Annotated in this window: 19 protein-coding genes; 8 read left to right on the top strand and 11 right to left on the bottom strand. The window is 74.4% G+C overall.

Going from position 1 to position 22967, the window contains the following annotated elements; all coding sequences use genetic code 11:
* Positions 1-3: 3 nt before the first annotated feature.
* Both ACFWZH_RS25775 and ACFWZH_RS25780 read left to right on the top strand, forming a co-directional pair.
* Positions 4-1170: an exonuclease SbcCD subunit D gene (locus ACFWZH_RS25775; protein ID WP_384435711.1), complete on the top strand. Its 1167-nt coding sequence runs from the start codon at positions 4-6 to the stop codon at positions 1168-1170.
* Positions 1167-4334: an AAA family ATPase gene (locus tag ACFWZH_RS25780; RefSeq protein WP_384435714.1), complete on the top strand. Its 3168-nt coding sequence runs from the start codon at positions 1167-1169 to the stop codon at positions 4332-4334. The genes ACFWZH_RS25775 and ACFWZH_RS25780 overlap by 4 nt, the downstream gene beginning before the upstream one ends.
* A 33-nt stretch (positions 4335-4367) precedes the next feature.
* On the opposite strand, the gene ACFWZH_RS25785 is transcribed toward ACFWZH_RS25780, so the two are convergent.
* Positions 4368-4814, bottom strand: coding sequence for an Lrp/AsnC family transcriptional regulator (locus ACFWZH_RS25785; protein WP_384435717.1), 447 nt, complete (start codon positions 4812-4814; stop codon positions 4368-4370).
* Between the two features lie 94 nt (positions 4815-4908).
* On the opposite strand from ACFWZH_RS25785, the gene ACFWZH_RS25790 reads away from it, so the two are divergent.
* The gene (locus tag ACFWZH_RS25790) at positions 4909-5391 is read left to right on the top strand and encodes a rhodanese-like domain-containing protein (protein ID WP_384435720.1); all 483 of its coding nucleotides are present in this window, start codon (positions 4909-4911) and stop codon (positions 5389-5391) included.
* Positions 5392-5511: 120 nt separating this feature from the next.
* On the opposite strand, the gene ACFWZH_RS25795 is transcribed toward ACFWZH_RS25790, so the two are convergent.
* From ACFWZH_RS25795 to ACFWZH_RS25810, 4 genes are all read right to left on the bottom strand, one after another.
* The gene (locus ACFWZH_RS25795) at positions 5512-6975 is read right to left on the bottom strand and encodes a GNAT family N-acetyltransferase (RefSeq protein WP_384435721.1); all 1464 of its coding nucleotides are present in this window, start codon (positions 6973-6975) and stop codon (positions 5512-5514) included.
* 79 nt (positions 6976-7054) lie between these two features.
* On the bottom strand, positions 7055-8749 hold the full coding sequence (locus tag ACFWZH_RS25800; protein WP_384435723.1) for a DUF885 domain-containing protein: 1695 nt from the start codon (positions 8747-8749) through the stop codon (positions 7055-7057).
* Between the two features lie 190 nt (positions 8750-8939).
* A complete protein-coding gene (locus tag ACFWZH_RS25805; RefSeq protein WP_384435726.1) occupies positions 8940-10337 on the bottom strand; it encodes a GNAT family N-acetyltransferase in 1398 nt (465 codons plus the stop codon).
* Between the two features lie 84 nt (positions 10338-10421).
* Complete coding sequence (locus ACFWZH_RS25810; protein ID WP_384435729.1) at positions 10422-11996, bottom strand: alkaline phosphatase D family protein; 1575 nt, start codon at positions 11994-11996, stop codon at positions 10422-10424.
* Positions 11997-12321: 325 nt separating this feature from the next.
* Between ACFWZH_RS25810 and ACFWZH_RS25815 the strand changes: the two genes are divergently transcribed.
* Both ACFWZH_RS25815 and ACFWZH_RS25820 read left to right on the top strand, forming a co-directional pair.
* On the top strand, positions 12322-13206 hold the full coding sequence (locus ACFWZH_RS25815) for an RNA polymerase sigma-70 factor (RefSeq protein ID WP_384435731.1): 885 nt from the start codon (positions 12322-12324) through the stop codon (positions 13204-13206).
* Positions 13207-13614: 408 nt separating this feature from the next.
* On the top strand, positions 13615-14361 hold the full coding sequence (locus ACFWZH_RS25820) for a GntR family transcriptional regulator (protein WP_384435734.1): 747 nt from the start codon (positions 13615-13617) through the stop codon (positions 14359-14361).
* A gap of 76 nt (positions 14362-14437) precedes the next feature.
* Here the strand turns inward: ACFWZH_RS25820 and ACFWZH_RS25825 are convergent, their stop codons facing one another.
* From ACFWZH_RS25825 to ACFWZH_RS25835, 3 genes are all read right to left on the bottom strand, one after another.
* Positions 14438-15595 carry an ROK family protein gene (locus ACFWZH_RS25825; protein WP_384435736.1) on the bottom strand — a complete coding sequence of 386 codons (1158 nt, stop codon included), beginning with the start codon at positions 15593-15595 and terminating at the stop codon, positions 14438-14440.
* A gap of 88 nt (positions 15596-15683) precedes the next feature.
* Positions 15684-16334, bottom strand: coding sequence for a response regulator (locus ACFWZH_RS25830; protein WP_384435739.1), 651 nt, complete (start codon positions 16332-16334; stop codon positions 15684-15686).
* 5 nt (positions 16335-16339) lie between these two features.
* A complete protein-coding gene (locus tag ACFWZH_RS25835; protein ID WP_384435742.1) occupies positions 16340-17593 on the bottom strand; it encodes a sensor histidine kinase in 1254 nt (417 codons plus the stop codon).
* Positions 17594-17701: 108 nt separating this feature from the next.
* Between ACFWZH_RS25835 and ACFWZH_RS25840 the strand changes: the two genes are divergently transcribed.
* Genes ACFWZH_RS25840 through ACFWZH_RS25850 form a run of 3 tightly spaced genes read left to right on the top strand, consistent with a single transcriptional unit; the run spans position 17702 to position 19864 of the window.
* Positions 17702-18631: an ATP-binding cassette domain-containing protein gene (locus ACFWZH_RS25840; protein ID WP_384435745.1), complete on the top strand. Its 930-nt coding sequence runs from the start codon at positions 17702-17704 to the stop codon at positions 18629-18631.
* 4 nt (positions 18632-18635) lie between these two features.
* Complete coding sequence (locus tag ACFWZH_RS25845) at positions 18636-19370, top strand: ABC transporter permease (protein WP_384435748.1); 735 nt, start codon at positions 18636-18638, stop codon at positions 19368-19370.
* 50 nt (positions 19371-19420) lie between these two features.
* The gene (locus tag ACFWZH_RS25850; protein WP_384435750.1) at positions 19421-19864 is read left to right on the top strand and encodes a hypothetical protein; all 444 of its coding nucleotides are present in this window, start codon (positions 19421-19423) and stop codon (positions 19862-19864) included.
* Here ACFWZH_RS25850 and mug read toward each other — a convergent pair.
* The 3 genes from mug to ACFWZH_RS25865 all read right to left on the bottom strand — a co-directional run bounded on the left by mug (position 19861) and on the right by ACFWZH_RS25865 (position 22887).
* Positions 19861-20442: a G/U mismatch-specific DNA glycosylase gene (mug, locus tag ACFWZH_RS25855; protein ID WP_384435753.1), complete on the bottom strand. Its 582-nt coding sequence runs from the start codon at positions 20440-20442 to the stop codon at positions 19861-19863. The genes ACFWZH_RS25850 and mug overlap by 4 nt on opposite strands.
* A gap of 11 nt (positions 20443-20453) precedes the next feature.
* Complete coding sequence (gene purB / locus ACFWZH_RS25860) at positions 20454-21887, bottom strand: adenylosuccinate lyase (RefSeq protein ID WP_384435789.1); 1434 nt, start codon at positions 21885-21887, stop codon at positions 20454-20456.
* Between the two features lie 163 nt (positions 21888-22050).
* Positions 22051-22887: an SGNH/GDSL hydrolase family protein gene (locus ACFWZH_RS25865; protein WP_384435756.1), complete on the bottom strand. Its 837-nt coding sequence runs from the start codon at positions 22885-22887 to the stop codon at positions 22051-22053.
* Between the last annotated feature and the right edge of the window lie 80 nt (positions 22888-22967).

Below are 22967 nucleotides of genomic sequence, written 5' to 3' on the forward strand. Positions count from 1 at the left end.
TCGTTGAGATTTCTGCACACCTCCGACTGGCACCTGGGGCGGTCCTTCCACCGCGTGAACCTGCTCGGTGCCCAGCGCGCCTTCCTCGACCACCTCGTCGAGACGGTGCGGGCCCGGGAGATCGAAGCGGTACTGGTCGCGGGCGACGTCTACGACCGGGCCGTGCCGCCGCTGGCCGCCGTCGAGCTCTTCGACGAGGCGCTGCACCGGCTCGCGGACCTCGGCGTCCCCACGGTCATGATCTCCGGCAACCACGACTCCGCCCGCCGCCTGGGCGTCGGCGCCGGACTGATGGAGCGGGCCGGCATCCATCTGCGGACCGATCCGGCGGGCTGCGGCACGCCCGTGGTCCTCACCGACGCGCACGGCCCGGTGGCGCTCTACGGACTGCCCTACCTGGAACCCGCCATGGTGCGCGACGCCCTCGGTGCGCCGCGGGCCGACCACGCGGCGGTGCTCGGCGCGGCCATGGACCGGGTCCGGGCCGATCTGGCGGACCGCCCCGCCGGGACCCGCTCGGTGGTCCTCGCGCACGCCTTCGTCACCGGCGGCACGGTCAGCGACAGCGAGCGCGACATCACCGTCGGCGGGGTCGCCTCGGTGCCCGCGGCGGTCTTCGACGGCGTCGACTACGCCGCGCTCGGCCATCTGCACGGCTGCCAGACCCTCACCGAACGGGTCCGCTACTCCGGATCGCCGCTCGCCTACTCCTTCTCCGAGGCCGACCACCGCAAGTCGTCCTGGCTCGTCGACCTCGACGCGGACGGCGCCGTGCGCGCGGAGCGGGTGGAGGCCCCGGTCCCCCGCCCGCTGGCCCGTATCCGCGGACCCCTGGAGCAGCTGCTGGACGACCCGGCGCTGGCCAGGCACGAGGACTCCTGGGTGGAGGCCACGCTCACCGACTCCGCCCGCCCGCACGAGCCGATGGCCCGTCTCACCAAGCGCTTCGGGCACCTCGTCAGCCTGGTCTTCGACCCCGACGAGGGGCCCGCCCGCTCCCTGGCGTCCTACGCGCAGCGGCTACGCGGCCGCAGCGACCAGGAGATCGCCGAGGACTTCGTGGAGCACGTACGGTCCGGCCGCGCCGCCGACGAGCACGAGCGGGCCGAACTGCGCTCGGCGATCGACGAGGTGCGCGTCGACGACGTGGCGGCCGAGGTGGCCCGATGAGGCTGCACCGGCTCACCGTCACCGCCTTCGGGCCGTTCGGCGGCACCCAGACCATCGACTTCGACCGGCTCACCCGCGACGGCCTGTTCCTGCTGCACGGGCCGACGGGCGCGGGCAAGACCTCGGTCCTGGACGCGGTGTGCTTCGCGCTGTACGGCTCGGTGCCCGGGGCGCGGCACAGCGGCCAGGCGCTGCGCAGCGATCTGGCGGACCCGCCGACCCTCACCGAGGTCACCCTCGAACTGACCGTGGGCGAACGGCGGTTGGAGATCACCCGGCTGCCCGAACAGCCCCGCCCCAAGAAGCGGGGCAGCGGCACGACGAAGGAGAAGGCGCAGAGCCGGCTGCGGGAGTTCGTGCCCGCCGGCACCGGCGCCGAGGGGCAGTGGAAGGCGCTGAGCCGCTCGCACCAGGAGATCGGCGAGGAGATCGGGCAGCTGCTCGGTATGAGCAAGGAGCAGTTCTGCCAGGTCGTGCTGCTGCCGCAGGGGGACTTCGCGCGCTTCCTGCGGGCCGACGCCGAGGCCCGGGCGCGGCTGCTGGGGCGGCTCTTCGACACCCGGCGCTTCGCCGCGCTGGAGGACCAGCTCAACGCCCGCCGCAAGAGCGCCGCCGACCAGGTCGCGGCCGGCGACGAGCGACTGCTGGCGCTGGCGCACCGGATGGCGCAGGCGGCCGGGGAGAGCGCCGACCTCACCGAGCTGACCGGGCTCGCCGACCTGGCCGTGCTGCCGGTGCCGGCGCAGGGCCGGGCGCCGGCGGCGACCGCGGCCGTACCGGGGCAGACGGGTGCCGCCCGGCGCGGTGGGCGGAGCCGGCCGGCCGCCGCGACCCGTACCGCCGAGGCCGCGCAGGAGTCGGCCGCACCCGGCCCCGGGGACCCGGGATTCGCGGACGCGGTGCTGGTCAGGGCCGCCGTCGCCCGGGTGGGCGCACGGGAGCGGCTGGCCGTCGCCCAGGCCGCGGCCGGCGCCGCCGAGGCCGCGGAGCAGTCGGCGGCCGGGCGGCTGGTTCAGGCCCGCGAGTGCGACCGGCTCCAGCAGCGGTACGCCGATGCCCGGCGCCGGGCCGACCGGCTCGACGCGTACGCCGACGAGCGCCGGCACACCCGCGACCGGCTGGCGCGGGCCCGCGCGGCCGCCGAGGTCGCGCCCGCGCTCGCCCTGCGCGACGCCGCCTGGCGCGAGCTGGACGCGGCACAGCGCGCCGAGCGCGAGCGCCGGGCCCCGCTGCCGCCCGACCTCGCGGACGCCGGCTTCGACCAACTCGCCGCGCTGGAACGGACGTCGCGGGAGGAGCTGGGGGCCCTCGCGGCGGCCCGGCGGGCCGAGCGCCGGGCCGCGGACATCGTCCGGGAGCGGGCCGCCCTCGACCGTGAGGCGCGCGCCGACGAGCAGACACTGCTGGACGCCGCCGAATGGCTCGCCGCGTGGGACGGTGCCCGGCGCGCCCACCAGCAGCGCATCGAGACCGCGCAGGAGGCCGCGACCCGGGCCGAACAGCTCGCCGCCCGCATCGAACCGGCCGCCGAACGACTCGCCGCGGCCCGTCGACGCGACCGGCTCCGCGACGAAGCAGACGCCGCGGACAAGGAGCTGCTCGCCGCCAGGGAGCGGTCCGCGGCCGCCCATGAGCACTGGCTCGACCTCAAGGACCGGCGGCTGCGCGGAATCGCCGCCGAGCTCGCGGAGCAGCTGAGCGAGGGCCGGGCGTGCGCGGTGTGCGGCGCGACCGAGCACCCGCGGCCGGCCCGGGCCGGCGCCGGCCATGTCGACCGGGCGGCCGAGGAGGCCGCGCTGGCGGCCCACCGCCGGGCCGAGGACGCCCGACAGCGGGCGGAGGCGCACGGCCGGTCCGTCAACGAGGCACTGGCCGCCGCGACCGCCGCGGCGGGCGACACCCCCACCGCCGAACTGGCCGCACACGCCGAGGAGTTGCGTGCCGAGCACGCCCGCGACCATGCCCGCGGCGCCGACCTGCACGCCGCCCGCGAGGCGCTCGGACGCGCCGAGCGGGAGTACGAGCGGCGCCGGGCCGAGCAGCAGCAGGCCGAGCGCCGGGCCGCCGCCCGTACCTCCCACCGTGAGGCGCTGGAGCGCGAGCGGGCCGCCCTCGACACGGAGCTGACCCGGGCGCGGGGCGAGTGCGCGAGCGTCACCGAGCGGGCCGGGCGGCTGGAGCGGCAGGTCGCGCTGCTCGCCGCCGCGGCGGAGGCCTCCAGCACGGCGCACTCCTGCGCCGAGCGGCTCAAGGAGGCCGATGCCGGCGCGTCGGACGCCGCCTTCCGGGCCGGATTCGACACCCCGCAGGCCGCCGCCGACGCGCTGCTGCGGGACGAGGAATGGCGCATGCTGCAGCAGCGGCTCGACGACTGGCAGCGCGAAGCGGCCGCCGTGGAGGCCGAGCTGGCGGACCCCGAGGCCCGCGCCGCCGCCGAGCTGCCGCCCGCCGACCCGGACGCCGCCCACGCCGCGCACCAGGACGCCGCCGCGCGGCTGCGCACCGCCTCGACGGCCCTGGCGACGGCCCGGGAACGCTGCGCCGAACTCGACCGGCTCTCCGCCCGCGCCGAGGCCGACGCCCGCGGGCTGGCCCCGCTGCGCGCCGACCACGACCGCATCGCCCGGCTCGCGGCGCTCGCCTCGGGCACCTCCGCCGAGAACGAACGCCGGATGCGCCTGGAGTCGTACGTCCTGGCCGCACGGCTCGAACAGGTCGCGGCCGCCGCCAGCGCGCGGCTGCACCGGATGTCGGCCGGCCGCTACACCCTCGTCCACTCCGACGAACGAGCCGGCGGGGCGCGGCGCTCCGGCCTCGGGCTGCACGTCATCGACGCCTGGACCGGCCATGAGCGCGACACCGCCAGCCTCTCCGGCGGTGAGACCTTCTTCGCCTCGCTCGCCCTGGCCCTCGGCCTCGCCGACGTCGTCACCGACGAGGCCGGCGGCACCCGGCTGGACACCCTCTTCATCGACGAGGGCTTCGGCAGCCTGGACGAGCAGACCCTCGACGAGGTGCTGGACGTCCTGGACTCGCTGCGCGAACGCGACCGCAGCGTCGGCATCGTCAGCCACGTCGCGGACCTCAAGACCCGCATCCCGGCCCAGCTGGAGGTCGTCAAGGCCCGGTCGGGCTCCACGGTCCGGCACCGGGTGCCCGGCTGAGCCGGCCCGTACCGGACCGCGGCGGGCCGCCCGCTACTGGCTGACCGGGCGGCGGGGGAGCGGTGAGGAGTACACGACGCTGGTCGTCACCGAGCCGAGCGCCCCGATCCGGCCGGACACCTCCTCCAGGTGCCGCATCGAGCGGGCGGCGACCTTGAGGACGAAGCAGTCGTCGCCCGTGACGTGGTGCGCCTCCAGGATCTCGGGCGTGGTCTCCAGCAGATCGTGGAACGGCTTGTAGTTGCCGTTCGGATACCGCAGCCGGACGAAGGCCAGGACCGGCAGCCCGATCCGCTCCGGGTCGATCACCGCCGCGTAACCCGAGATCACCCCGGCCTCCTCCAGGCGGCGGACCCGTTCGGTGACCGCGCTGGCGGACATGCTCACGGCGCGGGCCAGCTCGGCGTAGCCCGCGCGGCCGTTGTGCTGCAGGACGTCGAGGATGCGCCAGTCGGTGGCGTCAGGGGAATAACCGGTCATCCGGGCTGTCTAGCAGTGGAATCACCGGCAGATCAAGGGTTTTGCCGGTGATCATCGCTTCTCGGCCAGCGAGGTGAACCATAGATTATCGGTCATGATCACACAGAAGCCGCAGCCCGCCAGTGCCGTACTCGCCACCCCGCCGGCCGCGCCCGCCGACGCCGCCGCGTACTTCGCCGCCCGCCTCGCCTTCCACACCGACGTCGCCGACGTCCATGCCGCACTCGGGGCCGGCGCCGCCGATTTCGCCGTCGTCGACTCCCGCAGCACCGCGGCCTGGGACCAGGGGCACGTCCCCGGCGCGGTACATCTGCCCACCGCCCGGATCGCCGAGGACGCGGGTCGGCTGCTGGACCCGGCGGTCCCGGTCGTCGTGTACTGCTGGGGCCCCGGATGCGACGGCGCCACCCGCGCCGCGCTGGCGCTGGCCCGGCTCGGCTACCGCGTCAAGGAGATGCTCGGCGGCATCGAGTACTGGATCCGCGAGGGGTACGAGGTCGAGACCTGGCAGGGCACGGAACGCCGCCCGGCCGACCCGCTGACGGCCCCGGTCGGGGCGGAGGACTGCGGCTGCTGAGCTCCCCCTGCCTCGGAACGCACCCCTGCCGCCTCCCACGCCCCCGAGCGCCTGCCCTGCCGCCTTTTCCCGAAGGCGGCCTGAGCCACCGGGGAGGGGCCCGCAACTCCGAGGGCGACTTCAGGCGTGGACAGCGGCCGGGGGGTCGTCGGCGGAGGCGTCGATCTCGTAGGCGCGCAGTCCCTCCCGCTCCCCGACGAACCGGAAGCCGGCGCGCTCCAGCACGCGTTGCGAGGGGGTGTTGTCCGGCTCGGTCAGGGCGCACACCGTCCGTACCTCGGGCCGGGCGGCCGCCCAGCCGGCCAGCAGCCGGGCCGCTTCGGTCGCCCAGCCGGCGCCGCGTGCGGACGGGGAGAGGTCGTAGCCGATCTCCACGAAGCCGGTGTCGTCCGGCGGGCCGTGGAATCCGATGCTGCCGAGCGCCGTGCCGCTCGCCGTGTCGGTGAGGACGAAGACGCCCCAGCCGGGACGGTAGCCACCGATGGCGGCGGCCCGTACCGCGATCTGCGCGCCGCCCGAGGTGGTCGCGGGCGGGGCGGTGTCGATCCAGTCGAAGCCCGCCGGTTCGCCGTCCGCCACCCGGGCCGCCGTGGCCGGCAGCAGCGCGCGCAGCGTCACCCGGCCCGCCGTGAGCCGCAGGGGGTAGCCGGCGCCCGTCGTGACCAGCGCCTCGAACAGCGGACGGTGGTCCCCGCCCGCCGGCAGCCCGCTGACCTGGCCGTCGCCGACCTCCACCACCCGCCACACGCCGTCTGCGCGGAGGGCCAGATCCGTGGTGACGAAGCGGGCGCCCAACTCCCTTACGGCCGGGGCCACCTGGGAGAGATCGGGCACGGGGCGCAGCCCCGGCGTGTCGGGGTGCGGGCCGGTCAGCACCGGCTCGCCGTCCACCCACCACACTCGTGCCTCCCCCACCTCCCGCGCGTAGTCCTCGAAGGCCCGCAGCACCACCCCGCCGGTCAGGAACTCCTCCTGGAGCGCGACGAAACGGCCGACGACCGCCACCAGCCGCTCGGTGTCGGCCGCGTCCGGAACGTAGGCCGCCTCCTCCCACTCGTGCTTACGGGACTTGACCCAGTCCTTGACGACGAGCGGACGGCCCCGGCCCGGCGCGGTGAACGGTTCGGCGAGCGAGGCCAGCGCCGCGCGCTCCGGTGGGCGGCCGGGGGCGCAGGGGAGCCAGGCGCTGTGCGGGGTGAGCGCGCGGAACGTGCCGTACCAGCCGGGGAGTTCATGGGCGGTGCGGTAGGCGGCGGGCGAGGTCAGCAGGGGGCAGCCGCGGGCGGCGAGCGCCGCCGCCAACTCGGTGTAGCGCTCGGCCGGCAGCATCCAGCCGCGGTACCAGACCGGACCGGCATCACATGGCACCCGGGACACCGCCGCTTCGGTGTCCCCGGCGAGCAGCGCCTCGTGATCGAGCACCGCGATCGCCGCGCCCGCCGACCGCGCCGCGGCGGCCTCGGCCGCGAAGTGCGGATCGGTGCGGCCGCGGGCGATGGGGGCACCTCCCGTGCCCTTGAGGCACGGGGGAGGACCGCCGGAGAACACCAGGAGCGGCCGGTCCGCCGCGAGGTCCACTGTCATGTCAGCGGACCCTACGGACGGCGGCGGCCGGCCACAACACCGTGCGGTGCCGGCCGGCCACCGGCCCCAGAAGCACTGGTCAGAGCGCTGACAGCTCGCTCAGCAGATCGTCCAGGCCGAGCGAGCCCTGCGACAGCGCGGCCATGTGCCAGGCCTTGAGGTCGAAGTCCGCGCCGTGCCGGGCGCGGGCCGCCTCCCGGCCCTGCAGCCAGACCCGCTCGCCGAGCTTGTAGCCGATGGCCTGACCGGCCATGCCCTGGTAGCGGATGATCTCGCTCTCGACGAAGTCCGCCGGGCGGCTGGAGTGGCGTGCGAAGAACTCGTGCGCCAGCTGCGGCGTCCAGCGCTCGCCCGGGTGGAAGGGGGAGTCCGCCGGGATCTCCAGTTCCAGGTGCATGCCGATGTCGATGATGACGCGGACGGCGCGCATCATCTGTGCGTCCAGATAGCCCAGCCGCCGCTCGGCGTTCGTCAGGAAGCCCAGCTCGTCCATGAGGCGCTCGGCGTACAGCGCCCAGCCCTCGGCGTTGGCGCTGACGATGCCCACCGTCGTCTGGTAGCGCGAGAGCCGCTCGGCGACGTGGACCCACTGCGCCAGCTGGAGGTGATGGCCCGGCACTCCCTCGTGGTACCAGGTCGAGACCAGGTCGTAGGCCGGGAAGCGGGTCTCGCCCATCGTCGGCAGCCACGTACGGCCGGGGCGGGAGAAGTCCAGCGACGGCTGGGTGTAGTAGGGGGCGGCGGCACTGCCGGGCGGGGCGATCCGCGACTCCACCCGGCGCACCCGCTCGGCCAGTTCGAAGTGGGTGCCGTCCAGCGACTCGATGGCCTCGTCCATCAGCGACTGCAGCCACTGCCGGGTCTCCTCGACCCCCTCGATCGCCTCGCCGTGCTCATCGCACCAGGCCAGCGCCTCCCACGGCGTCTTCGCACCGGGCAGCACCTTCTCCGCCTCGGCCTCCATCTCGGTGAGCAGCCGGTGGAATTCGGACCAGCCGTACGCGTACGCCTCGTCCGCGTCGAGGTCGGCGCCGTTGTAGTAGCGGGCGAGGCGGGCGTAGCGCTCGCGGCCCACCACGTCCGGTGCGCCCGCGATGGCCGGGGCGTAGCTGTCCCGGAACCAGTCGCGCAGCTCCACCAGGGCGCCGGTGGCCACCTCGGCGGCCTCGGTCAGCTCGGTCCGCAGGGCGTCCGGGCCCGGGTCGGTGAACTCGGCGAACCAGCTGCGGTCGGTGCCGATCCACTCGTCCAACTGTCCGATGACCGTGGTGACTTGGAGCGGGCCCGCGGGCAGGTCGCGCTTGCGGCCGGCGTCGAGCGCGGCGCGGTAGCCCTCCAGCGCGGCGGGCACGGCGCGCAGCCGTTGCGCGATCGCCGCCCAGTGCTCCTCGGTCTCGGTGGGGGTGAGCGTGAAGACCTCCCGCACGTGGTGCAGCGGCGAGCTGAGGTTGCTGACCGTGCGCAGGCCCTCGCCCGCCTCGTGCACCGCCAGCTCGGCGGTCAGCCGCTCGCGCAGCAGTCGTGCGCAGATCCGCTCGTCGGGGCTGTCCGCGCCCGGCCGGGCCTCGGCCTCGGTGAGCCTCTCCAGCGTCGTACGGGCGAGCTGGGCCACCGCTTCCTGGCCCGTCGGCGAGAAGTCGGGGAGCTTGCCGGAGCTCTCGGGGATCCCGAGGTAGGTGCCGGTGATCGGGTCCAGGTCGACGAGGGCGTCGACGTAGGCGTCGGCGACCTGGCGGGGCAGCGGCCCGCCCTCGGAAGTAGTGGTGTGGGACATGCTGGCCATCCTCGTACGGATCACCCCGCCCCGTCACCATCAATAGGCCGGACGTTCCTGTCGCTTTACGGCGCCATTGCCATACGGCCTACGGCGCTGGTGCCGTACGGTCTACGTCGCCGTCGCCGTGCGACGCGGCCGACCGGGCGCCGCCACGCCCGGCCGGCCGCTGGATCACGGCCCCGCCCGCTCAGCGGCGGCCGGTGCCGTCCTGGACGCGGACGCTCTCGTGGGACTCCCGCCGGGCCGGCATCCCCGCCGGACGGGCGGTGATCACCAGCGTGCCCTCCTCGATCTGGTAGTCCAGCGGCAGCCCGAGGCCGCGCATCGCCGCCACCATTCCCGTGTTGGACGCCTGGGTGATCGCGTAGACGCTCTCGCAGCCGGTCTCGGCCGCCATCGCCACCAGCCGCCGCAGCAGTTCGCCACCCACTCCGCGCTGCTGCCAGTCGTCCTCGACCAGCAGCGCGACCTCGGTCTCGTCGCCGTCCCACAGCAGATGGCCCAGCGCCACCAGCCGACCGGACGCGGTCTCGACGGCCAGGGTGCGGCCGAACCGCGGGCTCAGCAGATGCCCGAGGTAGCGGTCCGCGTCACCGACCGGACCGTGGTAGCGCAGCCCGAGCGTCCGCGTCGAGCAGCGGTCGTGCATCTCGCGCGCCGCGACCAGATCGGAGGTGTCGGCACGGCGGACCGTTATCTCGTTGCCCTCCGGCAGGGTCAGCACATCGCGCCGCCGCGGCACCCGCTGGCCGAGTCTGGTGTCCAGCTCGACCAGCGCGCGGACCCGCGCGAACTCGGTGGGGGTGAACGGCAACTGCGGCCTTTCGATGGTGAGCGAGCCCCCGGAGGGGTCGCGGAACTTCATCACGTGCTCCTCCAGAACGCCTTCCGCGGGCACCTGCTCGGCGAGCGGCTGACCGGTCAGTGAGCGCGCGGGGACCGAGTGGATCGTGCAGCGCCCCAGCAACTGCCGGAGCGCCAGGGGAAGTTCGGCGGAGTCGAGGGCCGTACGGGTGGCCAGGCCCAGCATCCGGGTCGGCGCGTCGACGAGGTCGTGCGCATCGGCCCGCTCCAGCCAGCTGTGGGCGCCGCCCGCGCCGGCCACCGTACGGGTCAGCTCGCCGGGAGCCAGTGAGGCGGGCGCGCGCAGCAGGAACTCGTCGACCGTGCCCGCGGACAGCGGGTGGGTCTGCAGGCTGAGGATGTCCACCCGCCGCGCGGCCAGGGCCGTGCACAGCGCGGCCAGGCTGCCCGGCTCGTCACGGACCGTGGTCCGCATCCGCCACAGCGTCGTCCCCTCGCCGCCGGCCCGAGCGGCCGGATCGGCGGGGGACGGCGCCGTGGCGCCGGTATCGGTTGGTGGCGAGGCGCTTTCGTGGCGTCGTGTCCACCAGACGTGGAAGCCGGCCGTGGCGATCAGGGCGACCGCCGCGGCGCACAGCAGCACCGGGCCCGACGGGCCGTGCGCGACGGTGTTGGCGACGGCGTCGGCCACCGCGACGGCCGTGAACAGGGCCGCCAGCTCGACGACCTCCCGGCGCCAGTGATGGCGGCGGGAGGAATGGGCAGAGGATGCTTCAGTCATGCACACAAGCCTTGCCGACCGGTGTTGCCTGATCGCCAACACCTTGTGTCCGACGAGTAAAAGACGCAATCGGCGCATTGGCCTCTACTGTCCTACCCGTCCCGGTTGGAGCACCTTGCTGAACAACACTTCGCCGCCCTCCTGACGCAGCCGCACCGTCAGCTCCCCGCTCCCCCCGTCGATGTCGATCTCGCCGAAGTTCTGCGGAGTCTCCGCAGGGGAGGTGTTGGCACGGTCCGGCGCCTTGATGAACGGCTGCGTGGGCCCGAAAGTTCCATCGAGTTTCAGCGCCTGGAACCCGCCCGCGTTCAGCGGTCCCGACACGAACTCCCAGAACGGCTCGAAGTCCTTGAACGCCGCCCGCTCCGGCGCGTAGTGCTGCGCCGACGTGTAGTGCACGTCCGTCGTCAGCCACACGGTCCCGGTGATCCGGTCGTGCTTGATGTGCCGCAGCAGCTCGGCCAGCTGCAGTTCGCGCCCCAGGGGAGCCCCGGGATCGCCCTGCGCCACCGCCTCGAAGTCGGTCTTGCCGTCCGGGACGACCAGGCCCAGCGGCATGTCGGAGGCGATCACCTTCCACACCGCGTGCGAGCGGGACAGCTCCCGCTTGAGCCAGCGCAGCTGCTCGGCCCCCAGGATGCCCTGCGGGTCGTCGGTCTGCCGGCCCGGCGAGTTGGCGTTGCGGTAGCTGCGCATGTCGAGCACGAACACATCGAGCAGCGGCCCGTGGTGCACCACGCGGTAGACCCGGCCGCCCCGGTCGGGCCGCAGCGTACGGATGGGGAAGTACTCGCCGAAGGCGCGCAGCGACCGCGCGGAGAGCACATCCGCGTCCTTCTCCGTGTAGCGGGCGTCGTCGAGCAGCTGCCCCGGGTACCAGTTGTTGTGCACCTCGTGGTCGTCCCACTGGGTGATCGTCGGCACCTGCGCGTTGAACCGGCGCAGATTGTCGTCCAGCAGGTTGTAGCGGAACGCGCCCCGGAACTCGGCGAGCGTCTCGGCGACCTTCGCCTTCTCCTCGGTGGTCACGTTCCGCCAGATCCGGCCGTCCGGCAGGGTCACCTTCTCGGTGATCGGGTTGTCCGCGTAGATGTTGTCGCCGCTGCACAGGAAGAAGTCCGGGTTCCGGCGCCGCATCTCCTCGTAGATGCGGTAGCCGCCGCGGTCCGGATTGATGCCCCAGCCCTGGCCGGCGAGGTCCCCCGACCAGTGGAAACGGACGTCCTCGCGGCGGTGCGCGGGCGCCGTGCGGAAGGTGCCGGAGACCGGTTCGCCGGTGCGCCGGGGGTCGTCCGGGTCGGCGAGCAGCACCCGGTAGTGGACCTGCTCGCCCGGTGGCAGGCCGTGCAGCGAGGTGACGCCGGTGAAGTCCGTGCCCGCTCCGATCACCGGGCCGCGCCAGGTCCTGGCGTTGCGGAACGACTCGGTCGCCGCGGTCTGCACCACCATCCGGGCCGGCCGGTTCGACCGTACCCACACCAGCCCCGAGGACGTGGTCACGTCCCCCACCTGCACACCCCAGTCGGCGCTCGGCCGCCCGCCGCGGGCCTGCGACGGCGCGGCACAGGAGAGCACGGGCAGTGCCAGCGCCGCGGAACCCGCCGCGGTGCCCTGCAGCAGCGACCGCCGTCCGAAGCCGCCGCCGGATCCCTGCGCCATCTCAAACCTCCATACCGTCACCGAGTTGCTGATGACCCGTTGGTATCGCTGCCGTGTGCCCCGCAGCGGAACGGGCGGTGAACAGCATGGTGTTCACCGGCCCGTACGGGCCCGGCCCATCGTCGCAACACCACCGGCCGATCGCCAGGACACCACCGGAACGTTTACGGCACCTGGACCCACCCAGCCACACCCGTCCCACACGGGGCACCCGAGCCGTCCCCCGGGGCGGACGATCCGGGAGCCGGCCCGCCGGCATGGTGGCGCCCGTCGCACTCCGCCGTTTCCGCTGGACAACGCGGGGTTGGCCCGGTGGGATGGACGGGTGCTGAAGGAATCCGCGACCGACGTCTTCGAGGAACACCGCCCCGTCCTGTTCGGGGTGGCCTACCGCATGCTCGGCCGGGTGGCCGACGCCGAGGACGTGGTCCAGGACGCCTGGCTGCGCTGGTCGGGCGCGGAGCGGGCGGCGGTGCGCGAGCCGCGCGCCTTCCTCGTACGGATCACCACCCGGCTGGCCATCGACCGGCTCCGGCAGGTCCAGTCGCGGCGCGAGTCGTATGTGGGGCCCTGGCTGCCCGAACCCCTGGCGACCGACTTCGGCGGCACCGCACCGGACAGCGCGGAACGCACGGTGTTCGCCGAGTCCGTCACCCTCGCCGTGCTCGTCACCATGGAGTCGCTCTCCCCGTTGGAGCGCGCGGTGTTCGTCCTGCGCGAGGCCTTCGGCTATCCGTACGCGGAGATCGCCGAAGCCCTGGACCGCAGTGAGGCCGCGGTGCGCCAGCTGGCGGGCCGGGCCCGGCGGCACGTGGAGGAGGGCAAACCGCGCTTCGAGGTCGACCCGGTGCGCCAGCGCGATCTGACCGAGCGGTTCATGGCCGCGGCGGCCGGCGACGACCTGGAGGGGCTGCTCAGCATGCTGGCGGCGGACGCCCGGCTGGTCGGGGACAGCGGCGGGAAGGCCAAGGCGCCGCTGCGGGTCATCGAGTCCGCGGACAAGGTCGCCCGTTTCCTCGCCGCGGTCGTCAGTTCCGCACCGGCGGGCCTGGAGTACTCCTTCACCGAACTCAACGGCGGCATCGCGCTGTTGGTGCGCCAGGGCGACGTGCCGGACTCCGTCATCCAGCTCGGCATCCGGAACGGCCGGGTCCAGACGGTCTACATCGTGCGCAACCCGGACAAGCTCGGAGCGCTGGCGGCGGGCTGAGCCGCGGCCCGCAGACCGGTCCGCGGGCCGGACGGCACCGGCATGCCCGGACGGCACCGGCATGCCCCGACGGCGCGGCCGCTGCGCGCCGCCGGGCCCGCTGGTCCGAGGAGTCCGGTGGGTACGAGGTGACGGAGCGCCAGGCCGGGGCTTTCTCGGCGCCCGATGAGGCGCCCTCCCCGCTACGAGGCGTCGCACACCGGGCCCGTGGGGCCGCGAAACGCATGCGGGATTGGTCTTGACCAAGGGTGGGGGCAGTCATATCGTCGGGATACTGCAACAACCTTTAATAAAGAAGCGCTCATAAACGGGAGCGCGTGCGGGCCCGCTTCCCTGGGGCATCGTGCGCGGACCCGGGTTCCATGGGGGCGCTGCCCTGCGAGGGCAATGGCCAGTGCGGAGGACAGGGTGGGGACCACGCAGCTCGAAACGGTGCCGGAGCCGAAGTACTGGCACCTCAAGACCGTGCTCAGCGATGCGCTGGACTCGGAGTTCGCGGTCGGCGAGATTCTGCCCAACGAGCGTGAGCTGGCGGCGCGGTTCGGCGTCGCCCGGGCCACGCTGCGGCAGGCGCTCGAACAGCTGGAGCTGGAGGGCAGACTGCAGCGCCGCCGAGGTGTGGGCACCACCGTCGCACCGCCGCGGGTCGGCGTCGCCGTCGCCCCCGCCCGCCACACCTGGCCCGGCGCCCCGGGCGACGACTGGCAGCCGGTCGACGCCACCCAGAGCGACACCGTCCCGGCCGCCGTGGCCCGCCTGCTGCAGACCGCTCCCGGAGAGCAGGTGCACATCGTGCGCCGCACCCGGGTCACCCACAGCCAGCCCGTCGCCGCCGAGCTGCTGTACGTGCCGGCGGCCGCGGTTCCCGGCCACACCGAGGGGCCCGCGCGCAGCGCCCCGGCCCGCGCCCGCGCCGTGCTGCACGAGTTGCAGGAACTGGAGCTGGAGGGCCAGGACCGCACGGTGGAGCTCGGCTCGGCCCGCGCGGAGGACGCCCGGCAGCTGGACCGGCTGCCCGGCGCACCCGTTCTCGTCGTGACGACCCGCTACGTCTCCGGAGGGCGGACGACCGCCGTCGCGGTGTCGACATACCGCGCCGACACCTGCCGGCTGACCTTCGGCGCGAGCGACGAGGTGTCGCTGCTGGCAGGCTGAGCCGCCGGCCCCGTGGAGGCGCCCGCGCCGGATGCTCGGATCCGGTGCGGGCCACCGCGTTTTGGGGCCCGGGGGCTCAACGGCGGGCGGTCGCCGTGCCCTCCACCGCGAAGAGCTCGCCCTCCACATGGTCGAGGGCCAACCGCAGCGCGCCGGTGGCGACCGCCGCCTCGCCCAGCAGGGAGAGCGCCACCTGCGGAGGGCGCAGACAGTAGCGCGCCAACTCCCCGCGCAGCGGCTCCAGTACACCGTCCAGGCCGGCTGCCCAGCCGCCGACCACGACCAGCTCCGGATCGAGCGCCAGCACCAGGGCCGCGACATCGTGTACCAGCCGCCGGATGAAACGGTCGACGGCGTCCCGGGCCCCCGCGTCGCCGCCCCGCGCGGCCGCGAAGACCGCGGCGACCTGCGCCTCGTCCAGCGGGTGCAGCGGCTCACCGGTCGTCGACAGCAGCTTCTCCGGCGTCGCCTCACGCCCCAGCAGGTGCAGTGCGCCGATCTCCCCGGCGGCCCCGCCGAACCCGCGGTGCAGCCGGCCGCCGATCAGCGAGCCCGCTCCCGGGCTGAGCCCGGCCAGGACGAACACGATGTCGTCCGAGCCGGACGCCGCGCCCTGCCAGTGCTCGGCGACCGCGGCGGCGTTGGCGTCGTTCTCGACCAGCACCGGGCAGCGGAACGACCTGCGCAGCCGCTCGCCCAGCGGCAGTCCCGTCCAGCCCGGCAGCGCGGTGCCCAGCCGTACGGTGCCGTCCGCCTCCACGATGCCGGGGGTGGCCACACCGACGGCCCGCAGCGAACCGCGCGCCACGCCCGTACGGCGCAGCAGATCGGCCACCACGGCGCGGACCCGCTCCAGCCGCTCGTCGGCCGGTGCCGTCTCCAGGACCGGGCGCTGCGCGGTGTCCAGCACCCGCCCGCCCAGATCGGACAGCAGGGCCGACACGCGGTGCGGGCCGATCTCGACGCCCAGCAGATGCCCGGCCTCGGTACGGAACCGGAACCGGCGGGCCGGGCGCCCCTGGCGGCGGGCCTCGCCCTCCTCGGCGGGCGCCTCGGCCACCAGCCCGGTCTCGATGAGCCCCTCGACCACGCCCTCGACCGTCGGCCGGGACAGCCCCGTCACCTGAACGAGGTGGGTGAGCGTGGCGGAGTCCGCGGCGCGCAGCGCATGGAGCACCACCGCGGAGTTGATCCGTCGCAGCAGGGAGGGGTCCCCGCCGGTGAGCCGCCCCAACGTCCGTCTCCCTCGCTCTGTTCGTGTGTGGCGGATCGTAGCCGGTCAGGGGGTGTGCGGCGAGCCCCGGACGGGGCGCCCGCCGCGGTCAGCCGGGCGCGACGAACCCCGATTCGTACGCGGCGATGACCGCCTGGGTGCGGTCCCGGGCCCCCAGTTTTCCCAGCACCGCGCTGACGTGCGTCTTGATGGTCTCCGCGCCCACGACGAGCTCCCCGGCGATCTCCGCGTTCGACAGGCCCCGGGACATCAGCCGCAGCACCTGCCGCTCCCGTTCGGTGAGCGCGGCCCGCTCGAAGTCCGCCCGGGCCCGCGCGTTGCCGCGGCCGGCCGCCATCGTGCGCAGCGTCGCCGGCAGCAGCAGCGAGCCGCCCTCGGCGACGAGCCGCACCGCGTGCACGATCTCGGCGGGCCGGGCGCGCTTGAGCAGGAAGCCGTCCGCGCCGGCGCGCAGGGCCTCGTAGACGTAGTCGTCGTCCTCGAACGTGGTGACGACGAGGATCCGGGGCGGCTCGGCCACCGACCGGAGCACCGCACGGGTCGCCTCGATGCCGTCCAGCAGCGGCATCCGTACGTCCATGGCGATCACGTCCGGCCGCAGCTGACGCACCATCGGGACCACGGAGGCGCCGTCGGCCGCCTCACCGGCCACCTCGATATCGGGCTGGGCCTCCAGGATGGCCCGCAGACCGGCCCGGACCAGCGGTTCGTCATCGACGAGGAGTACGGATATCGGCACGGGAATCACCCTAAACGGCGCAGCGGCAGGCGCACACGGACCCGCCACTCGTCGCCCTCCGGCCCGGTTTCGGCCTCGCCGCCGAGGAGCGCGGCCCGTTCGCGGATACCGCGCAGACCGCGACCGCGACCGCGACCGCCGCCGCCGGGCTCCGGCGCGGCCGGCAGGGCGTTGCGTATCTCCAGCTCCAGCGCGTCGGTGTCGGCCGCTATCCGCACCGACACCGGCACTGGGCCCGCGTGCCGCAGCACATTGGTCAGCGCCTCCTGCACCATGCGGTAGCCCTCCCGCGACACCGGTCCGGGCAGGGCCTCCAGCGGGCCGGTCACCTCGGCGCGGACCGCCGCCCCCGCCGCCCGCGCGGACTCCAGCAGGCGGTCGGCGTCGGTGAGCGCCGGCCGGTCGGCGGGTCTGGGGGCGTCCTCGCGCAGCAGCCGCAGCGCCCGCTCCAGGTCGGCGAGCGCCTGGCGGCCGGTGTCCTCGATGGCGGCCAGCGCCCGGTCGGTGAACTCCGGCGATCCGGCGGCGCGGGCCGCCCCTGCCTGTATCACGGTGACGGTCAGCGCATGACCGACCGAATCGTGCAACTCCTGGGCCAGCCGGTTGTGTTCCAGGATGCGCTCCGTACGGGCTTCGAGCGCGGCGAGCCGCTCGGCCGCCGAGGGGCCCAGCAGCAGCCGTGCGGCACCGGCCATCAGCCCGCCCGCCCCGACGACCACGGCCAGCAGTACCACGAGGGGGAGCGGCGCGAGCAGGCCGTACCACCAGTGGGGCGCGTCGATGGAGGGCCAGCCGGTGACGTGGGTGGCGCGTCCCGTGGCGGCCCGGACCAACACCACCGTCAGCGCCGGCAATTGGAGGGACAGGGCCGTCATCGCCACACCGGCTTCCAGCCGGAGCAGCAGCCACACGGCCGTACGGCCGCGGTCGCGCCAGGTGGCCGACGGTGAGGTGGCGATCTGGGCGGAGCCGCGCGCGGCGGCGCCGAACCGGCCGGGCATCAGCAGCAGCTGGGCCTGCAGACCCTCGACGCGCCGGACCGCGGGCACCAGCGCGGCCAGCAGAAGGATCGGCACGGGCAGTGTCGCGAACACCAGCCACGGCCCGCCATGGCCCGGCCGGAACGTCCCTCCGCGCAGAAACCCCGTCAGGACCCCGGCCACCGAACCGGTCAGCAGATGCAGCCAACGGCTGTAGGTGACGGGCCGGAAGAGCGGTTTGAGCACGGGGTGGCGCACGGCCGGGAGGGAGAAGGACACCCCGTCATCGTGCCAGCGGCCACTGACATCCCACCTCCCCCGGGCGGGGGAGGCGTTCCCCGGCGGCGGGGGAGGTCAGGGGCCCGAGGCGGGCGCGAGCCTTGAGGCATGACCGCAATCGAAGTGCAGCAGCTGACGAAGGTCTACGGCGCCGTGCGGGCCGTGGACGACCTCACCTTCCGGGTGGAGCCGGGCCGGGTCACCGGCTTCCTGGGCCCCAACGGGGCCGGCAAGTCCACCACGATGAGGATGGTCGTCGGGCTGGACCGCCCCACCTCGGGGACCGCCACCGTGGGCGGCCGGGCGTTCCGGGAGCTGGCGGACCCGCTGCGGCACGTGGGGGCGATGCTCGACGCCGGCGCCGCCCATGGGGGCCGCCGGGCCCGTGACCACCTGCTCGCCCTCGCCCACAGCAACCGCATCCCCGCGCGGCGGGTGGCGCAGGTGCTGGGCGAGACCGGACTGTCGGCCGCGGCGCGCAGGCGGGTGCGGACCTTCTCCCTGGGGATGCGGCAGCGCCTCGGCATCGCGGCCGCGCTGCTCGGCGACCCCGCCGTGCTGATGCTGGACGAGCCCGCCAACGGACTCGACACGGAGGGGATCGTCTGGATCCGCACGCTCCTCAGGCGCCTGGCCGCCGACGGCCGTACGGTGCTGGTCTCCAGCCATCTGATGGCCGAGACCGCGCTCACCGCCGACCACCTGATCGTGCTGGGACGCGGCCGGCTGCTCGCCGACACCGCCATGGACGACTTCCTGCGCGAGCACGCCGGACGCCGGGTGCGGGTGCGGACGACCGACGGCGCCCGGCTCCGTGCCGAACTGGCCCGGGGCGGCTGGGACGCGGCGCCGGACGGCGCGGGGGGCTGGCTCGTCGAGGGCGCCGACCCCTCCGACGTCGGCGCGTTGGCCGCCCGGCACGGCATCCCGGTCCTCGAACTCGCCGACGAGGCACCCTCGTTGGAGGACGCCTACCTGCGGCTGACCGCCGAAGCCACCGAATTCGTCTCCGCCGCCCCGCAGCCCCAGGAGGTCTGACGCCATGCCGTTCACCGCCGTCCTGCGCTCCGAGTGGACGAAGATCCGCTCGCTGCGCTCCCTGTCGTACAGCCTCGCCGTGCTCCTGGTGGTGACCGTCGCGATCGGCCTCGTCGTCTGCTCCGGCTACGACGGCCGGGACGCGCACTTCGACCCGGTCTTCAACGCCTACTTCGGGCTGAACATCGGCCAGTTCGGGGCCCTCGTCTGCGGAGTGCTCACGGTCGCGGGGGAGTGGTCCAGCGGCTCCATCCGGGTCTCGCTGGCCGCGGTCCCGCGACGCGGGCTGCTGTACGCGGGCAAGCTCGTCACCGTGGGCTCACTCGCGCTCGCCGTCGGGCTGGTCGCCGGGTTCGCGTCGGTCGCCGGGGGACAGGCACTCCTCGGCGACGCGGGAGTGTCCCTCGGTTCGCCCGGCGTGCTGCGGTCGGCCGTCGGCTGCGGGATCTACTTCGGGCTGCTGGCGGTGTTCTCCGCCGGCATCGGCGCGCTGCTGCGCAGCCCCGTCGGCGCGCTGAGCCTCCTCGTCCCGCTCTTCCTCTCCCTCGGCCCGATGCTCGGCTCACTGAAGGCGACCAGAGAGGTGGGCCAGTTCCTGCCCGACCGGGCGGGGCAGCAGATCCTGCACCTGGCGCCCGAAGGGACGCTCGGACCGTGGCCCGGCATCGTGGTGCTGGCCGGCTGGGCGGCGCTCGCGGCGGCGGCCGGACTGTGGTCGCTGCTGCGCCGGGACGTCTGAACGCCCACGAGGGAACGTCAATTGTCAGACCCGGCAGGTTTACTGACGACATGACGCTTGACGAGCAGCTGACCACGATCGACGCGTTGCGCCTGCGGGCGTTCCCGGCGCAGCGGATCCGCTCCGGCCTGGTCGAGAGCGGTCCGGGCTTCCACGTGGCCGATCTGTGGGTCAGCGAGGATTTCTGGGACGCGGACCTGGCCGAGGTGGCGGAGACCGAGGAGGAGTTCGAGGCCGGGCTGACGGCGCTGGTGCAGGCGCTGTCGTTACGGTGGGGCGAGCCGGAAACCCTCGATCTCACCCCTCATCTGGAGCGGACGGCGAGCGGGCTCCCGGTCCCGCCCCCGCTGGACGCGCTGTGCGGATACGTTCCCCTGCTGCACGGCTGGCGGGTACGCGGCCGCTGGATCGGTGTGGGGGTGGGGCAGGGAGACCGGGAGATGCCGTTCCAGCTGCTGGTGGCGGTGGGGGAGGAGGCGGTGGGCGGGTTCTAATGGGCGGCCGGGGACGCGTCGTTTGCCGGGTCGTCCGGCGCGAAGGCCGCCGCCCGCAGCCGGCCGAACTCCTCCGCCATCGTCTGCAGCGTCCAGTGGGCGTTCAGGCCGCTGGGGTTGGGCAGCGCCCAGATGCGGGTGCGGCCCAGGGTGCGTTCCTGCGGCCCGATCACGGCGTGCTTGTCGTCGAAGGCGACGCGGTAGGCCGTGACACCGGCGACGGCGAGCCAGCGCGGCCGCAGCCGGGCGACCTTCTCGGCCAGCAGCCGGCCGCCCTCGCGGTACTCCGCCGCGGTCAGCTCGTCGGCCTTGGCGGTCGCCCGTGCCACGACGTTGGTGATGCCGAGGCCGTGCGCGAGCAACTCGTCCTGCTCGGCGGGGTCGAACCGGCGGGGCGTGAAGCCGGAGGCGTGCAGCACCGGCCAGAAGCGGTTGCCGGGCCGGGCGAAATGGTGGCCGGTCGCCGCCGTCATCAGACCGGGGTTGATCCCGCAGAAGAGCACGCGCAGGCCGCTCGCGGCCACGTCCGGGACGAGGCGGTCGCGAGCGGCTGCCAGCTCTTCGGGAGTGAAGCGCACGGCGGTCCGCGTCAGAGGATCGCGCCCGGCGTGTACGCCGCGGCTTCCGGGTGCTGCTTGGCGATCTCCTCGATCCGGGCGACGACGGACGCCACCTGGTCGGCCGCCGCACCCGTGAAGGAGAGCTTGTCCGCCATCAGCGCGTCCAGCTGCGCCTTGTCCAGCGGGATCCGCGCGTCCGCGGCCAGCTTGTCCAGCAGCTCGTTGCGCTCGGCGCCCTGCTCGCGCATGGCCAGCGCGGAGGCGACCGCGTTCTCCTTGATCGCCTCGTGTGCCTCCTCGCGGCCCACACCGGCGCGCACGGCCCCCATCAGCACCTTCGTCGTGGCGAGGAAGGGCAGATAGCGGTCCAGCTCGCGGGCGACGACGGCGGGGAAGGCGCCGAACTCGTCGAGGACGGTCAGGAAGGTCTCCAGCAGGCCGTCCAGCGCGAAGAAGGAGTCCGGCAGCGCGACGCGGCGCACCACGGAGCAGGAGACGTCGCCCTCGTTCCACTGGTCGCCGGAGAGCTCACCGGCCATCGAGGCGTAGCCGCGCAGGATCACCATCAGGCCGTTGACGCGCTCGCAGGAGCGGGTGTTCATCTTGTGCGGCATCGCCGAGGAGCCGACCTGGCCGGGCTTGAAGCCCTCGGTCACCAGCTCGTGGCCGGCCATCAGCCGGATGGTCTTGGCGATCGACGACGGGGCGGCGGCCAGCTGCACCAGCGCGGTGACCACGTCGTAGTCCAGGGAGCGCGGGTAGACCTGGCCGACGGAGGTGAAGGCCCGGCCGAAGCCGAGGTGCGCGGCGATCCGCTGCTCCAGCTCGGCGAGCTTGGCGCTGTCGCCGCCGAGCAGGTCGAGCATGTCCTGGGCGGTGCCGACGGGGCCCTTGATACCGCGCAGCGGGTAGCGGGCGAGCAGGTCCTCCAGCCGGGCGTAGGCCACCAGCAGTTCGTCCGCCGCGGTCGCGAAGCGCTTGCCCAGCGTCGTGGCCTGCGCGGCGACGTTGTGCGAGCGGCCCGCCATCACCAGCTCGGCGTGCTGGGCCGCCAGCGAGCCCAGGCGCGCCAGCACGGCGACCGTACGGTCCCGCATCAGCTCCAGCGACAGCCGCACCTGCAGCTGCTCGACGTTCTCCGTCAGATCGCGGGAGGTCATCCCCTTGTGGACCTGCTCATGGCCGGCGAGGGCGTTGAACTCCTCGATGCGGGCCTTGACGTCGTGCCGGGTGACCTTCTCGCGCTCGGCGATCGAGGCCAGGTCGACGGTCTCCAGGACCCGCTCGTAGTCGGCCAGCGCCTGCTCGGGGACCTCCACCCCCAGGTCCTTCTGCGCACGCAGCACGGCGAGCCACAGCTTCCGCTCCAGCTTGACCTTGTACTCGGGGGACCACAGCACGGCCAGCTCCGTGGAGGCATAGCGGCCGGCCAGGACATTGGGGATGCGAGGCTTCGCAGACACAGCAGTCACGTGGTGAGAGTCTACTGGCGGTTCGCGCAGGCCAGCGCCCCGGTCCCGGCTGTGTTTTCCTCCAAGCGGCGAGCCGGGGCGCACCCGCTACGCGGCCGCACGGCCAGATACGGCCACGGCGGCACCCGGACCGGCGCCCGGGTGGGGCTCCGGGTCACGCCCCCACCCCTCGCCATTCCGCCACCGGGCCGGGGTTCGCGCGGTCCGCGGGGGTGACCCAGAAGGCCTCGCCCCGCTCGGCGTCGAACTGGGCGCCGGTGCGGCCGTCCCCGGAGGACCGGCCGGTCAGCCGACGGCCTATCCAGGGCCCCAGATGCTCCCGGGCGAACCGCAGGTCCGCGGTACGCCGTGCGCGCCAGCCCGGAGGTGCGGCAGCCGGCAGCGGGGCGTCCCAGTCCGATGCGGGCGGCAGGCCGAGCGCCTGCCAGACGGCCTCCGCCACCCGGCGGTGCCCCTCGGCGTTCAGATGGAGCCGGTCGTCCGCCCACAGCCGCGGATCGGCCAGCGCCCGCGACCCGTACAGGTCCACGACCACCGCGCCGTGCCGCGCGGCCACCTCGTCGATCCACGCGAACAGCTGCTCCATCCGCGGCCGGAAGCGCTCCAGCACCGGGCCCCGCCGGCCCGGGCTGCGCATCAGCACCAGCTGTCCGCCACCCCTGGCCAGCAGCCCGGCCGCGTTCTCCAGCGTGGCGCACACCTCCGCCACGTCGCAGCGGGGCCGCAGCACGTCGTTGAGGCCGCCGACCAGGGTCACCAGGTCCGCGCCCATCGAGGCGGCCGGGCCGCACTGCTCGTCGGCGATCTGCCCGATGAGTTTGCCGCGCACCGCGAGGTTGGCGTAGCGGAAGTCGGGGGTGCGGGCCGCCAGCCGGGCGGCGAGCAGATCGGCCCAGCCGCGGTACGAGCCGTCCGGCAGGCCGTCCGACATTCCCTCGGTGAAGCTGTCGCCGACCGCGACGAAACTGGTGTAACGGGCATTCGTCTCCATGGCGGAGAGATCCTACCGTCCTCCATACCGGTCGGTACGGCCAGCTCCCCCGGCCGTACCGGGCCCGCCGCGGTGTACGG

This window comes from Streptomyces sp. NPDC059008, from assembly GCF_042749045.1.
Taxonomy (GTDB): Bacteria; Actinomycetota; Actinomycetes; order Streptomycetales; family Streptomycetaceae; genus Streptomyces.

What these genes read in the sequence shown, in the direction of transcription:
- ACFWZH_RS25805 (WP_384435726.1), bottom strand. Translation starts at nt 10,337, where the DNA reads ATGACTGAAGCATCCTCTGCCCATTCCTCCCGCCGCCATCACTGGCGC.
- ACFWZH_RS25780 (WP_384435714.1), top strand. Translation starts at nt 1,167, where the DNA reads ATGAGGCTGCACCGGCTCACCGTCACCGCCTTCGGGCCGTTCGGCGGC.
- ACFWZH_RS25785 (WP_384435717.1), bottom strand. Translation starts at nt 4,814, where the DNA reads ATGACCGGTTATTCCCCTGACGCCACCGACTGGCGCATCCTCGACGTC.
- ACFWZH_RS25790 (WP_384435720.1), top strand. Translation starts at nt 4,909, where the DNA reads ATGATCACACAGAAGCCGCAGCCCGCCAGTGCCGTACTCGCCACCCCG.
- ACFWZH_RS25845 (WP_384435748.1), top strand. Translation starts at nt 18,636, where the DNA reads ATGCCGTTCACCGCCGTCCTGCGCTCCGAGTGGACGAAGATCCGCTCG.
- ACFWZH_RS25810 (WP_384435729.1), bottom strand. Translation starts at nt 11,996, where the DNA reads ATGGCGCAGGGATCCGGCGGCGGCTTCGGACGGCGGTCGCTGCTGCAG.
- ACFWZH_RS25850 (WP_384435750.1), top strand. Translation starts at nt 19,421, where the DNA reads ATGACGCTTGACGAGCAGCTGACCACGATCGACGCGTTGCGCCTGCGG.
- ACFWZH_RS25795 (WP_384435721.1), bottom strand. Translation starts at nt 6,975, where the DNA reads ATGACAGTGGACCTCGCGGCGGACCGGCCGCTCCTGGTGTTCTCCGGC.
- ACFWZH_RS25865 (WP_384435756.1), bottom strand. Translation starts at nt 22,887, where the DNA reads ATGGAGACGAATGCCCGTTACACCAGTTTCGTCGCGGTCGGCGACAGC.
- ACFWZH_RS25800 (WP_384435723.1), bottom strand. Translation starts at nt 8,749, where the DNA reads ATGTCCCACACCACTACTTCCGAGGGCGGGCCGCTGCCCCGCCAGGTC.
- ACFWZH_RS25840 (WP_384435745.1), top strand. Translation starts at nt 17,702, where the DNA reads ATGACCGCAATCGAAGTGCAGCAGCTGACGAAGGTCTACGGCGCCGTG.